The sequence below is a fragment of the Sphingobacterium sp. G1-14 genome (genome assembly GCF_002196555.1).
Classification (GTDB): Bacteria; Bacteroidota; Bacteroidia; order Sphingobacteriales; family Sphingobacteriaceae; genus Sphingobacterium; species Sphingobacterium siyangense.
The window spans coordinates 1,041,754-1,055,727 of the sequence record NZ_CP021381.1; the positions used below are offsets into that span (position 1 = coordinate 1,041,754).

The 13,974-nt window shown below is 38.3% G+C and carries 15 protein-coding genes; 13 read left to right on the top strand and 2 right to left on the bottom strand.

All coding sequences use genetic code 11. The annotated features are described in order from the left end of the window. Positions 1-9: 9 nt before the first annotated feature. The 3 genes from secE (at position 10) to CBM24_RS04465 (ending at position 2,420) form a co-directional block, all read left to right on the top strand. Positions 10-204, top strand: a complete 195-nt coding sequence (gene secE, locus CBM24_RS04455; RefSeq protein WP_028072657.1) for a preprotein translocase subunit SecE — start codon at positions 10-12, stop codon at positions 202-204. Positions 205-224: 20 nt separating this feature from the next. Then, positions 225-770, top strand: coding sequence for a transcription termination/antitermination protein NusG (nusG, locus tag CBM24_RS04460; protein WP_046672242.1), 546 nt, complete (start codon positions 225-227; stop codon positions 768-770). A 69-nt stretch (positions 771-839) separates the two neighbouring features. Beyond that, on the top strand, positions 840-2,420 hold the full coding sequence (locus CBM24_RS04465; protein WP_088160336.1) for a S41 family peptidase: 1,581 nt from the start codon (positions 840-842) through the stop codon (positions 2,418-2,420). Positions 2,421-2,440: 20 nt separating this feature from the next. On the opposite strand, the gene CBM24_RS04470 is transcribed toward CBM24_RS04465, so the two are convergent. After that, positions 2,441-2,761 (bottom strand): helix-turn-helix domain-containing protein, encoded by a 321-nt coding sequence (locus CBM24_RS04470; RefSeq protein ID WP_075991176.1) that lies wholly within the window; start codon positions 2,759-2,761, stop codon positions 2,441-2,443. Positions 2,762-2,922: 161 nt separating this feature from the next. Here CBM24_RS04470 and CBM24_RS27155 point away from each other — a divergent pair, with 161 nt between their 5' ends. Then, complete coding sequence (locus CBM24_RS27155; protein WP_157625900.1) at positions 2,923-3,060, top strand: hypothetical protein; 138 nt, start codon at positions 2,923-2,925, stop codon at positions 3,058-3,060. Here the strand turns inward: CBM24_RS27155 and CBM24_RS04475 are convergent. Then, positions 3,057-3,698, bottom strand: coding sequence for a rhomboid family intramembrane serine protease (locus CBM24_RS04475; RefSeq protein WP_075991177.1), 642 nt, complete (start codon positions 3,696-3,698; stop codon positions 3,057-3,059). The genes CBM24_RS27155 and CBM24_RS04475 overlap by 4 nt on opposite strands. Positions 3,699-3,865: 167 nt before the next feature. Between CBM24_RS04475 and CBM24_RS04480 the strand changes: the two genes are divergently transcribed. The 9 genes from CBM24_RS04480 (at position 3,866) to CBM24_RS04520 (ending at position 13,970) form a co-directional block, all read left to right on the top strand. Continuing rightward, on the top strand, positions 3,866-4,096 hold the full coding sequence (locus tag CBM24_RS04480) for a hypothetical protein (protein ID WP_075991178.1): 231 nt from the start codon (positions 3,866-3,868) through the stop codon (positions 4,094-4,096). An 80-nt stretch (positions 4,097-4,176) separates the two neighbouring features. After that, positions 4,177-4,407, top strand: a complete 231-nt coding sequence (locus tag CBM24_RS04485; protein ID WP_145329971.1) for a hypothetical protein — start codon at positions 4,177-4,179, stop codon at positions 4,405-4,407. Positions 4,408-4,431: 24 nt separating this feature from the next. After that, positions 4,432-5,496: a hypothetical protein gene (locus tag CBM24_RS04490; RefSeq protein ID WP_088160337.1), complete on the top strand. Its 1,065-nt coding sequence runs from the start codon at positions 4,432-4,434 to the stop codon at positions 5,494-5,496. Between the two features lie 4 nt (positions 5,497-5,500). Next, complete coding sequence (locus CBM24_RS04495) at positions 5,501-5,941, top strand: MauE/DoxX family redox-associated membrane protein (RefSeq protein ID WP_139144993.1); 441 nt, start codon at positions 5,501-5,503, stop codon at positions 5,939-5,941. Further along, positions 5,916-6,626, top strand: a complete 711-nt coding sequence (locus tag CBM24_RS04500; RefSeq protein WP_070566299.1) for a GLPGLI family protein — start codon at positions 5,916-5,918, stop codon at positions 6,624-6,626. Before CBM24_RS04495 ends, CBM24_RS04500 begins: the two co-directional genes overlap by 26 nt. 8 nt (positions 6,627-6,634) lie before the next feature. Then, a complete protein-coding gene (locus CBM24_RS04505; RefSeq protein WP_075991182.1) occupies positions 6,635-9,226 on the top strand; it encodes a carboxypeptidase-like regulatory domain-containing protein in 2,592 nt (863 codons plus the stop codon). Between the two features lie 80 nt (positions 9,227-9,306). After that, positions 9,307-10,407 (top strand): HlyD family secretion protein, encoded by a 1,101-nt coding sequence (locus CBM24_RS04510; RefSeq protein ID WP_075991183.1) that lies wholly within the window; start codon positions 9,307-9,309, stop codon positions 10,405-10,407. Between the two features lie 36 nt (positions 10,408-10,443). Then, positions 10,444-12,606 carry a peptidase domain-containing ABC transporter gene (locus CBM24_RS04515; RefSeq protein ID WP_088160338.1) on the top strand — a complete coding sequence of 721 codons (2,163 nt, stop codon included), beginning with the start codon at positions 10,444-10,446 and terminating at the stop codon, positions 12,604-12,606. A 17-nt stretch (positions 12,607-12,623) separates the two neighbouring features. Further along, positions 12,624-13,970 carry a TolC family protein gene (locus tag CBM24_RS04520; RefSeq protein ID WP_157698364.1) on the top strand — a complete coding sequence of 449 codons (1,347 nt, stop codon included), beginning with the start codon at positions 12,624-12,626 and terminating at the stop codon, positions 13,968-13,970. The last annotated feature ends 4 nt before the right edge of the window (positions 13,971-13,974 follow it).

Genomic DNA, 13,974 nt, shown 5'->3' on the forward strand with positions numbered 1-13,974 from the left:
TAAACTAAAATGGCAAAAGTACTTGATTTTTTTAAAGACTCTTATGTAGAGATCACTGAGAAAGTGACTTGGCCTACATGGTCTCAGTTACAAAGTTCAGCTGTTATTGTGCTTGTTGCGTCTCTTCTTATTGCATTGGTTGTCTTTGTAATGGATAAAGCTTCAAGCGTAGGGTTAGAATTCTTGTACGGTATTGCTTCTTAATTTTTCAATCGTATTTATTTATGGCAGATCAAGGTTTAAAGTGGTACGTAGTTCGTGCTGTAAGTGGTAAAGAAAAGAAAGTAAAGCAATATATTGATGCCGAAGTTAGCCGTTTAGGTATTGAGCACTTGATTCCTCAGGTGTTGATTCCAATGGAAAAATACTACTTGATGCGCGATGGTAAGAAAGTTGCTAAAGAACGTAACTACTATCCTGGTTATGTTTTATTAGAAGCAGCTCTTGACGGTGAGTTAGAGCACATCATCAAAAATATCAATAGTGTAATTGGTTTCTTGGGCGATAAAGCTGGTAACGCGGTTCCTTTGCGCCAAGCAGAAGTAAATCGTATCCTAGGTAAAGTGGATGAAATGGCCGAGCAAGGTGAAACCATTAACGTTCCTTACTATGTGGGTGAAACAGTGAAAGTCAACGACGGTCCTTTCAACGGATTTACCGGAGAAATCGAAGAAGTCCACGAAGATAAAAAGAAATTAATCGTGATGGTGAAAGTCTTCGGTCGTAAGACGCCACTTGAACTAAACTACATGCAAGTAGAAAAAGAGTAAGATTAGTAATTAACGATAGAGAAAAGCTTTTCATGAAAATTGGAAGGCTTTTTTTGTATCTTACTACAAATGAAAAGGCCAACTATTTATCTATTCGTATTGGTGTATGTGCTGACATTGCTGAGCTGTGCAAATGTCGAGAAGTACAATCGATTTATTGAAACTCCCCTGGCGGTGGAAGCTATGCAGCAAGACATCAACTATGTTGAGCATAACTTATGGAAAATGCATCCAGACTTGTTTCTATATGTGCGAGAAGATCAGTTAAAGGGTAAGTTCGACAGCCTTCGTAGGGCGATCCGCCAGCCATTATTGCCCAATCAGTTTCAGTTGGCATTAGCATCTGTACTGGCTCAAGTTCGGCAGGGGCATATGACGCTGAGTCCCCTTATTTCCAAATTTGACCCGAAAGGTAAGGATAAAGTCCGTTATCAAAAAAGTAAGGGGCCCTTTTCACAACTGGGATTTCATTGGCAGGAAAATACACTCTATCTCTCAAAAAATGGAACGTTAGATTCAAGTTTGGTAGCAGGCTCTAAAATTCTTTCTATTGAGGGGATACAACCACAAAATCTGTACACAAAATATCGTCCAACCTTTACGTCGGACGGCTATAATACGACATTTATCGATCAGGCTTTTGAGCGTTTATTACCGCGGTATTACCAATTGGAACTGGGGTATAAAGATTCTATTTCGGTTTTGTTTTCTCGCGCCGATAGTACATATCAGCGGACTGTGGTCAGAAGGTTTGACAGTGTCGATACAAAGGCTAAATCAGGGATAAGGACCACGGTTGTGAAAAAAGTGAGCCAACCTGATCAGAAGAAAAGTGATCAAAAAAAGCAGCGTAAAATCTTTGGGTATAATGCCAACCTAAAAAGAATGAGTAAACAGCTCTCTTTCCCTGTTAAAGGCGATAGTAGTGTTGCTTTATTGAAAGTGGTTGACTTTTCGTATGGACGTCCAAAAGAAGCCTATAGAAGGATTTTTGATCGGCTGGAGCTTAATTCGGTCCAATACCTGATCTTGGATCTTCGTGGCAATTTGGGTGGACGTTTGTCCGATGTCCGTGAACTATACAGTTACTTAGTGGAAGAGGATAAATTCCAATTTGTTCAGCCGGCAGTTATCAGCTCAAAATTCAACTTGCCGTTTTATCAGGTAAAAGGATTGCCGGGCTGGTCTTATCCCATTTTATCACCATTTATTATTCCAAGTGCTGTAGTATCCTGGACAAAGAGCTTTTCCAAAGATGGGATAAATTATACCCACCTTACAGGGAGCAAAGTCGAGAAATCAAAAGGCAGTCGCTATCGCGGTGATTTATTTGTATTGATTGATGGCGGTACTTTTTCTGCTGCGAGTTTAATTGCTACAAATCTAAAAGTTGGGAAGCGGGCTGTGTTTGTGGGCGAGGAGACAGGTGGGGCAGCTAGTGGCACAGTTGCGGGAGTTCTTCCAGTGCTGAAACTTCCAAACTCCCATCTGCGTTGGCGTTTTGGCCTAATGGATGTCAAACCTTATTATCAAGTAAACGAAGCGGGGCGGGGTGTCATGCCGGATATTCCTGTCGTGCGGAGTGTTGATGATGTTATCAAGGGGAAAGATCCAGTATTGGATAAGGTGTTGAAGTCTATTAAAAAATAAGGAGAAGTGTAAGCGGGGGATTAGGCTTTACTTTGAGATCGTTTCCCTTGAAATAAGGCAATTATTTTCTTTAGAACAAGTTTGCTATAATGATAGATTAAGCCAAATATATTCTCTCCTGTTATATCGCTAGCCAAAGCAGGTGGTAAAAGTTCATAGATCGTGATACCAAAATAATCCGCTATTTTGTATACCTGCTCTACCTTTAGCTTCGTCTCATTGCGTTCGATTTTTGAATAGGCAGCCTGTGATATCTCCAAAACGAATGCAACAGCTTCCTGTGATATCCTGAGACTTTCTCTTTTCTGCCTAATAATTGTTCCGATTTCTTCTCTTGCCATTCTTTAAAAACCCAAATTATCGAATGGCCTAATTTAATAAATATAACTTGAAGTTGTGAAGTTTTTCGATGTTAAAACTTCTAGTTATAGTCTATAACCCTAGGTTGTGGTAGCTCAGCCTCTTTTCCATGAATTTTGATAAAAATAAATATTGAGATATCATGGAAAAGAAATTAAAAGAAATTAATGTTAGCGAGTTGGATGCAAATGAAGTGTTGGAGATTGAAGGAGGATCGGAGCGGGAGGGTGAGAAAAATACAAATTGGTTAGAATCCATATGGAATTATCTTAAACCTTAAAATGCGTCTTTCAATTCGATAGCATAGGGGCTCATAATTAGTGCTAATATGGAGCCAAGAACAAATGCGACCAAGTGTAAGGATCTATTTATTTTGGATATTTTGATGAGGGAAAGTAGTACTGATGTTAGTAAAGCATATATCCAATAGTGCGTTGAATTATGAATCCATGGAATGAATAAATGATTCATTTTTTGCAAAGGGAAAAATAGTCCAGAAAAACCGAATAGTCCAAAGGAAAGGCCAGATGAACCCACAGCGGTAAATGTGAAGTCTTTCTTTTTAAAAAGTGTTTGGATGAGATTTGGTAGGATTATAAGAAGGAGAAAAATAAATATGGTAAAGACGTAAGCAATAGTAATTCCGTGTGCTTGATTTAAGACAGCACACATATCATACCCTAATCCAAAAATTACAATACAATTAAACAAGAGGTGAATCCAGTTGCGATGAATCAAAGCCGAGGTAAGCAAAGTATGAATACGCTTACCTCTTGCTATTTCGTAGGGGTGCAGGATCAGTGCATGGAAAAACGATTTATTATAAAATCCAATGATGCTGCATACCAATATAATCGGTACGACAATATAGGAATAGGGGGATTCGGCGAAAGTTGGGAATATATCAAAGAATTTCATTAAACACTATTAATTTGCGTTGTAAGTTAATTAATAAATTTTAAAATACAACCTCAGGTTGTGGTGGATGTAATGGGTAATGCCCAAATTTGTATCGTTGATCAACAGAAGCAGTTGCCGAAAAAGCTTTAAAATAGAGTAGGATTCAATAAATAATTTCTAATTTTATGAAAACAGTGAAAAAAAATTCTCTTGCCTTATTGGCGGTAATATTTACTCTTGTAGGTATTTCTAAGATTGATTTGGTGAAAGCATCAAATGCAGGCGTGAAAGTATGTCCTGGTGATGGCAAAGGTTGCGTTCTTTGGGGTGCAATTGAAAAAGGCGACGGTAGTGGCTTTATTGAAATTGGAAAGGACGACGAATCTCAGGATACACCAGCTGAACCAGGAGCCTAACTCTATTTTATAACAAGTCTTGTAGCTAAGGGCTACAAGGCTGTATTTAATTTAAGCTATTTTTTATGAAAATTATTTTAGTGAAAACTATAAGCACATTATGTGTTATGGTATGTGTATTTTTGTCTATGCATTCCTATGCGGGTACAAACGAGAAAGACCATGCTTCTACCTCCAATGGTGTTAGAATCTGTCCAGGAAGTGGATCTTCTTGTATTCTGTGGGGTTTGGTTTATAAAGGTTCTGATAATTCTCATGTTGAACCAATGCCAGATGAGGAATCCCAACCAACACCCTCAGACAATCAGTAAAATTTAAGTATATAAATTCATCTAATGAAAATCCAATTGTTAATACCAAGTTTAGTGTTGTTGATTTCCTGTGGTTTAAAATCACCAAGCAGCTTCAATGCACTAGAAAAGCGAAATATTGTTGTTTGTGATGCACTTCAAATTGAAGGGAAGACCATCTACGGTGATTTGCAAAATGATTTGGAGGCTGTACCTTATACTAAATCATTAAAACCTGCAGATTTCGGTGATAAACTGTATCAAATAGCAAGTTCCAGTGTGGAACGGTATTATCTCAAAGAGAGTAATCAACAAGTTCATTATTGGGATGCTGCTAATCTTGAACATCATACAATGGACGTATCTAAAAAGTATCCTTTTGGATTGGTTATAGGACAAGATGAACATAGTATATATTTCTATAATTCATCTACAAAAGGAAAAAGTTTTGGTACGTATAACTTAGTTTCTGAAAAATTGAATATTGTCAATTTTGATGGATATACTGTAATTAGTACAGCCAAGCTCAGCAAGAAACCAGATATTTTGCTATCCACAGGAGTAAAGGATGAAAGATTGGGTTTTTACCTTATTGATACCTTGCAACAAACTCAAACATTGATAAAAGCAATTGAGACTAAAGATCCCGTTAATGGAGACCCTGGTGTCTATGGTGGTAAATTTTATGTATTCCAAGATCGTATACTGTATGTGTTCGATAATCGATCAAGCTTTTATGAATTTGATCAAGACGGAAGATTTGTTCGTGAAATTACCACTATAGATACCTTTGATTTTAAGGGGAAGTCCAATAAGGCATACAATATACAGCTGGAAGGGTTGTATAAAGGTCTAGAAATCTTTGACAATATTTTGTATGTACGGACAAATATTATCAGCACTAAAAATAGTTATATACTTTATGATCGGTATGATCTCGTGGAAGGAAAATATAAAGATAGCTTTAAGCTCAATTTTGATTTTGATATCATTCAATATTCTTATCCCATCTTCACCAATCATTTAACGGCTGATAAGTTTAGCTTAATATTTGGGGATAAATATAGGTCTGGTCGTTATGCCAAGATTACGTTATTTTTCAAAAAATAACTTTATGAAAAGATATCTTTTATATTTTATTGTATCGGTTATACAATTTGGGCTTTTTGTGTTACTCATGATTTCTGTATATCAAAAGATTAAAAATTTTGAAACTTTCATGGATACATTAGTTGGAACTAATTTGTTTTATGTAAATTCCGTGAAGTATTTTGCGATAGCTGTGATCGTTGCGGAGTTGATTGTTGCTTTCTTCTTATTGGCCTATCGAAAAATAGGATTTTATTTGACTATTCTCCTTTTTTCAGTTTATACCCTCTATATTATTATATTAGAATTATACTATTTTTATCCTTCCTGCGGCTGTGGTGGTATTATGGCGCAATTACCATTCAAGGAACATTTAACTCTTAATCTTATTTATATAATTTTGGCTGCGATTAGTATTCTATTCGTGAAAAAATCAACATATGAAAAAAATATTGTTATCGTTTAGTTTTTGTATATATGCGTTACTTTGTGTTGCGCAAAATCAATATAAGATTACCTATAAAGGAACATTGCTTTCCTCTTCTCTCAATGCGAGATTGGAGCAAGAAGTAAATGATCCAGTGTTTTTGCAAGGATATAAAGATTTGATTGAGGGTTTCGAAGTACAATATGCATTGTATGTTGATGTATCCAAGGGGAGATCAATCCTCTTGGAACAGAAAGAAATTGGATTGGATGGTCCTCCCCCATTCAAACATTTATTCTCTTTTTATGATCAGGCCGGTAACCTATATTTTGAAGATCTATTCCGCGGTAAGCAATTTAAGGTGCGAGACTCGCCGGCAGTATTACAATGGGATGTAAAACAGGAAATAATGAAAGTTGGCAATTTTAATTGCCGTAAAGCAGTCCTTAAGAATGATCCTTTCAATACCGTAGTATGGTTTTGTGAAGATTATCCGATTAGTTTTGGACCCTATATCGGAGCTAAACTTCCGGGTTTGGCAGTTTTGTTGGAGAATGATTACTATGTTATCAAAATCGATAAAATAACAAAAGAGGCATTTTCCAAGAATATCGAAAATCAAATGAATGCAGCTCAGAAAAAGACTGGTATTTCTTACGCCAAGTATAGAGAACAGGTAGCCCCTTTGCTAAAAAAGATGAAAACTGAAAATATAATTGATTAGGACAACAAATGAGGTTTTGGTCGGGTATTTTCTTCATTTTATTCTTCATTTTTTCTTGTTATTGTGCTTCAGCTCAGCTGCTTGATGGTCGTGTAGTTTCCCGAACCAGTGGAGATCCGATTTCAGGAGCAATAATTAGTCTCTATAGTGTACAGGATTCTGATCGTATGCTGCACTATATGACGACGGACGACAAAGGCAGATACCGTTTGCGTGAACATGGATTTCCGTTCATACTAAAGGTGAGATCTATGTCTTTTCAAACTTTTCGAACTAAAGTGAGTAAAGCATCTGATTTTCCTGCAGTGATCATGCTAAGCGATGAGTCTATTCGCATGGATGAAGTATTGGTAAATATGAACAAAGGCTTTGCGTCCTTTAATAATGATACGACGGTCTATAATCTTAAGGCTTTGAATCTTCAAGATAGAGACAATCTGAAAGAGATTTTATTACGGATTCCTGGATTCAAAGTCGATGAAAATTACAAAATCGTGCATGGTGGGAAAGAGATTAATAAAATTCTGATCAATGGTAAAGAAGTCTTCGAGTTTCAAAATAAAATAGCTTTGGAGAACATGGAATCTGGAATGTTAGATCACATAAGAGTGATTGCCAATTATCAGGATCCATTTCGTGTCAATCTTGGCAATGAGCATGAAGAGAAAGTGTTGGATCTAAAGGTGAAAGATAGTTTTACGAATATATTGAAAGGAAATGTGGAAGCATTTCTAGGCTATAAGAATAAGTATAAATTTAAACCCTTTCTCTTTTATTTTGGCGACAATCTTTCTTTGTTTTCGTTGACGAATATCAATAATGTCTTTGATAAGGACTGGTCGAGTGAGGATTATGCAGGCGCAATACGTTCTAACAATGTCGCTTCAAGTTATTATTCCTCTCAGAATAAGAAGGTATTTTATACGAAGGACATTACGCTAAATAATGAATCTAGCTTATTGAATGCGACAATGATTAAAAAGAACACGGAGCGATATTCATTACAAGCGGTTCTGAATTTAAATTATTTGAAGTCCATCCGACTCTCTGAAGAGAATTCCAGATTTTTAGGAAATAATCTTTATGAAAAAAATAGTACGGATAGTTTGCGCGCTAGAATGATTGGTACTATGTTGAATTTCCGATATAAATTGAGTGAAAGTAGTATTGCCAAAAATATCTTTTCCAGTTATCAAGACCGTTTGAAAGGAGAGGGAAGTTACGAATCAATATATCCTCAAACAAAGGAGCTTTTTAATCTCGGAGAGATGACGGAGCAGAGGAGCAATATTTTATCAAATCGTTTGACTTATGAGACCAAGATAAATAATGCCTTAGCCTGGAATATGGGCTGGGACTGGAAAAATGAGATTTCAAGAGATACTTGGCAACTTCAATATTTAGAGACAACGAAAGAGCAGACTAATCGGAATAAACAGAATATTAAATTTTCAAGCAATGAAAGTATATTGCATACTAATTTGAGACAGCTTTTGGGAAAAGTAAATACACTTGTCTATGAATTATCTTATAGTAATATACATAATAGCTTTATTCCTGATAATATTAACCAAGCCAAAACGCGATATATAGCTCGCACAGAAGCAAATTTTAATTTAAAACGCTTTAACCTTCGTAGTACAATAGCCTTGCAGCGTCAAAGAATCGAAGTATTTGATTCTATATCTACTTCTACTTTTTTATTGGCTAACATTAATTTGGATTACTTTTTGGATCGATTTAAGAAAAATCGTTTAATTTTTAATTGGGGAAGAACTACCCAAGCACCTGACGTCAAATCAGGGCTAAGCCAGCGCGTAATCTCTTATGATCAGACAATACTTGGAAACCATCAATTGCTGCATGATATTTATGCAATCAATACAGTAAAGCTCGGCTATTTATATGATTTTCCATTTAAAGGGCAATCTTTTAGAATAAATCTCTATAGACAGCACAGTGAAAAAGCGCTGGTACAATTTATTGATATGACTTTTCCGCTTTTAAGAAATTTGAAATTGGTTCAGGGTTATCGAAATGTAGGGCTAGATGTCTCTTATGCACAAAATCTTTTTAAAGATCAGTTTCCTATGAATGTTTCCTTGCTCTATAACTATCAGAACAACCGCTCTTATCAGTTTTCGGGTGCTGGAGAATCGCAGATTAAGCAGCGGAATCATGGTTATATGCTAAATCTAAATTCTTTTTCCTCAGGAGCGATCAACATTTCTATGACCCTCAAAAACGATTATACACGGTATGGTTATCAAGATGGACTTCTAACGGATCAGAACTCACTAATGATTTTGTTGGGGCCAAAATTTAATCATAAAAGGACGGAATGGAAGACAATGCTTAAATATAGTGTTATAAATAGTGTTGATCAACGGCGCGAGTTTATGGATATAGATCTTTCCTCGGTATATATCATTAGTAAAAAGCTAGAACTGATATTGACTTGTGAAAACATGTTGCAGAATTTAGGTTTTAAAAACAACGCTGTTTTGTCTGTTTTTAATAATCAAAATGGAATTGAAAATTTTCAATCTTTTAAGAATTTAGTTGGATATAGTGCGGTGGGTGTCAAGTACAGATTTTGATGAAAATTTAAAAATACAACCTCAGGTTGTGGTGGATTTAATCAACAATAGACAGTTTTGTATTGTTGATTAAAACCAAGATGAAAAGAACAAATATTATATACCTGCTGCTGATAGTGGCTATAATTATAGGGTTGATATTATTACCGTTTATCAAAGTGCCGATTTCAATTTCGGCACAGGGAATCGTCAGGCCTACGATGGAGAATACAAAGATGCTATCCTTGGTCAGTGGCCGTATTATTGACAACCGTATAGTAGGCAACAATCAGCAGGTAAAACAGGGGGATACACTACTAATCATTGTTTCCGAAGATCTGGAAAATAAATTGTCTCTAAATAAGGGTTTAACGGATGACTATGCGAGGCAAATCGCTGATCTAAAACTTATTCTTGATGGTAGGGCAAAAAGTCTGCAAAGTGGACAATATCAACTGGAATATCTGTCCATGGAACAACGTATGTCTGAAATACAGTCGCAGCTTACCTTAGCACGCCGTGAACTGGACCGACATAATCAGCTATTCAGCCAGGGGGTGGTTTCCCAAGCAGAACTTGATAAAACACAATACTCTTTTGAACAACTTGAACATCAGTTTTTGACGATACGGAAGCAGCAGATGGCGCAATGGAGCGCTAAGTTGGTCGAACTGAAACAGAAGGCACAGTCGCTGTCGTCCGAGAAAAAGTCTATCTTGATTGATGGTCAAAATTATATTGTTCGAGCGCCCATAACAGGTACAGTGGTTAATTTTAAAGGATATCAAAAAGGAGGACAGCTCGTGCAGGGACAGGATATTTTGGAAATTTCGCCAGAGGATCAGCTTATAGCTGAATGTATGGTGCCTGCCAAATCGATCGGCTATATCAAAAAGAATCAATCGGTCAAATTCCAGATGGACACGTATAATTATAACCAATGGGGATTTCTTTCGGGGACAGTGCATGATATTGACTACAATCTGGTAAACGATCAACAAAAAGGATCCTTTTTTAAGGTCAGGTGCCGTATGGATCAAAACTTTCTGAGCCTCCCCAATGGAAATAAGGCCTTTGTAGGAAAGGGAAATACATTTAATGCGCGGTTTTACCTCTTGGACCGTACGTTATGGCAGCTCCTGTTCGATCGGGCCGACAATCTGTTCAATCCAAATCTTGGCGCTAAAACGAGCGCATTATAAAAATTTCTTTATTAATCTGACAACAGTAAATTTGTAATGAAAAAATCTCCTGTTTGCATTAAGCAGCACGATATCCGTGACTGTGGGGCGGCCTGTCTGGCTTCTATTGCGGGCTATTATGGTACACATATTCCTATTGCCAAGATTAGACAATTCTGTCACACCGATACGCGTGGTACCAATGTGTTAGGTATGGTTCAAGGACTGCAACAAATGGGTTTTAATGCCAAAGGTGTCAAGGGCGCTATAGATGCCATTCCGCAGATACCTTTACCAGCAATTGCCCATGTTGTGCTCAAAGAGCAGCTCCAACACTATGTGGTAATCTATCAGGTGGAAAAGGATAAAATTACGGTGATGGATCCTGGTTTGGGAAAAGTAGAAAAATATACCTTTGAGGCCTTTCAGAAGATTTGGACTGGGGTGTTGATCTTAATGGAACCCAATGAATATTTTGAACAGAAAAATGAGAAGATCGATGTTTACAAGAGATTCTGGAATCTGATCCGGCCGCATCGCTCGGTGATCGTTCAGGCACTGGTGGGAGCTGCTGTGTATACGCTGCTGGGGCTTTCAACATCGTTTTACATTGAGAAAATTACCGATTATGTACTGGTCGATGGCAATGTGCGCTTATTGAACCTTCTTTCGATCGGTATGTTGGTCATTCTGATTTTTCAGTTGCTCATTGGTACATTGAAAAGTGTCATGGTCCTGCAGACGGGGCAAAGGATCGATAAATACCTGATTTTGGGTTACTATAAGCACTTGCTGAGCCTTCCGCAACGCTTCTTTGATACAATGAAAGTAGGCGAGATTATATCGCGGGTCAATGATGCAGTCAAAATTCGTGCTTTTATCAACGATGTAGCCATACAAGCGGTCGTTAATGTGTTGATCGTAGTCTTTTCCTTTGCGCTTATGTTTACCTACTTCTGGAAGCTGGCTTTGATCATGTTGCTTGTTATCCCTTTTTATCTTGGGGTCTATTGGCTTTCGAATAAACTGAACAAAAAAGTAGAGCGCCGGATGATGGAAGAAGGGGCCGAACTGGAATCTCATCTGGTCGAATCGCTCAATTCGGTCAAGACTATCAAGCAGTTTGGTATTGAAACTTATTTTAATAGTGGTACAGACAATCGGTTTTCGCATGTATTGAAAACCATTTATGCCTCGGTGATGAATGGCTTGTTTTCCAGTACCTCTGGCGAGTTATTGTCACGGTTATTTACCATTATCCTCTTATGGGTTGGCTCATACTATGTGATCGAACGTACGATCACACCGGGAGAACTACTCTCATTTTACGCCCTGATCGGTTATTTTACAGGTCCGGTGACGCAATTGATCGGCATGAACAAGACATTGCAAAATGCATTGATTGCAGCAGATCGCCTGTTTGAAATTATGGATCTGGAGCGCGAAGAATCAGAAGAAAAATTACAGCTTACTTCGGATCTGGTTGGGGATATTGTCTTTGATAATGTTCGTTTTTCTTACGGATCACGGGTAGAGGTATTCCGAAATTTTAGCTGCCGGATACAACAGAGCAAGATGACGGCTGTGATCGGAGAAAGTGGAAGCGGTAAGACTACGCTGGGAGCGCTTATTCAACAGCTGTATCCATTACAGGAGGGGAAGATTTCTATTGGGCAATACGATCTGAACTATATTTCGAAGAGCTCCCTTCGGGAACGCATTGCCATCGTGCCCCAACAGATCGATCTTTTTTCGGGTAATATTGTCAGCAATATTGCTGTTGGTGAGGATATCCCCAATTTTCAGCGTCTCTTGCAGGTGGTCAATGAATTGGACATGATGTCTTTTATTGAAAAGTTGCCAGCCGGTTTTGAAACTCAGCTGGGTGAAAATGGATCCATGCTATCCGGTGGACAGCGACAACGAATTGCCATTGCACGAGCATTATACCGCAATCCGGATATTCTCATTTTAGACGAAGCGACTTCGGCTTTGGATACTTCAACAGAACAGGTAATCCAGCGGGCATTCCGTCGCTTTAAAGATTCGGGTAAGACGATGATTGTGATTGCCCATCGGTTGAGTACGATTGCCGAGGCCGATACCATTATGGTGCTTAAAGATGGTGTACTTATCGAACAGGGCGAACATGAGGAATTATTAACCCAAGAGTCTGCTTATAGGGATATGTGGAAAAAGCAATCGATCGTGTTAAATTAACTGTTGTTTTTTATTCAATGATGAACAAATATCAAAGAAGCAGGATAAAGTGCTGTTTTATTTTTTTAGCGGTACTGTTATCTACGAATGTGCTGGCGCAGCGAGCCTGGACTTTACAGGATTGTATCGACTATGCTGTGGCTCATCATCTGCCGATCAAACAGCAGGACATCAAGGCTAAGATAAAAGTGCTGGATCAGGAAATGGCAGTGCGGGAACGCTTGCCAAGTGTGAGCGGCTACGCAAATGGTTATACCACTTTTGGATCATCACAGGATGTGTTTGGTACGATTCGGCGCAATGACAACCTGAATAGCAACATGGGGATCAATGCGGAGCTGACCCTATACCAATATAACTATTTTCGAAACCAGGCCAAGAAAGCTGCTTCCGAAGCGGAACAGGAACATATCGAAAAAGAGATATTGAAACGGAATCTTACCGTTCAGCTGATGGAAGCCTATCTGCAGACCTTGCTGGCTCAGGCACTGCTGGTCTCACAGGATTCGGCCATGCAGTTTTCACAGCAACTCTTGGATAAGGCCCAGAAAAGTACGGCGGTAGGGGCAACAGCTGTATCGGTAGTTGCCGAAGCAAAAGCTAATCTGGCACGAGAGAAGCAGCAATATCAGCAATATCACAAAGATCGACGGCAGTCCTTGCTTAAACTAGCCCAACTGATGAACTACTCGGACTATAGTAACCTAGAACTGGCTGTCCCAGTAGCGGAGAGTGATCTTCTGCAAGAGCATACTTTTTCGGATGTATCCAACCTGCGGGAAGAAGCTTATTTGCATAATCCGGTATTTGCTAAGTTTCGAAGTCAAGCTGTTGGACTTGAGGTCGAGTCTAAGTTGGTTAAAGCAGCGTTATTTCCGACGGTAAAAGGATCCGCTGGTTTGGGGAGTACCTATTTCAATGCTTTTAAAGCGGACAATACGCGATCTTTTTTTGTACAGAGTAAAGACAACTTTGCCCAGCAGCTCGCTGTGACGGTTTCGGTGCCCATCTTCAACAAAGGAAAAACAAAACGTCAGTTGAAGCAGATCGACTTGAACCAGCAAAATATACAATTGGCGATTGATAATGAAAAGTTTGCTCAGCAGCAGATCTTAGATAAGCTATTGCTTGAATTGGATGAGAACAGAAAGCAATATGGTATTGCGGTAGAAGCGAGCACGGCAACAGCGCAATCTTTGGATTACACCTTGCGGAGTTTTGAAGCGGGCAAGGCATCGATCTATGATGTCAATACGAGTAAAAGTAATTTGATTAAAGCGGAGTCGGAAACGATCCGCAGCAAATATACTGTGGTGTTCAATCAGCTCATGCTGCGCTATCAGATTTATGGATCGATAAATTAAAATC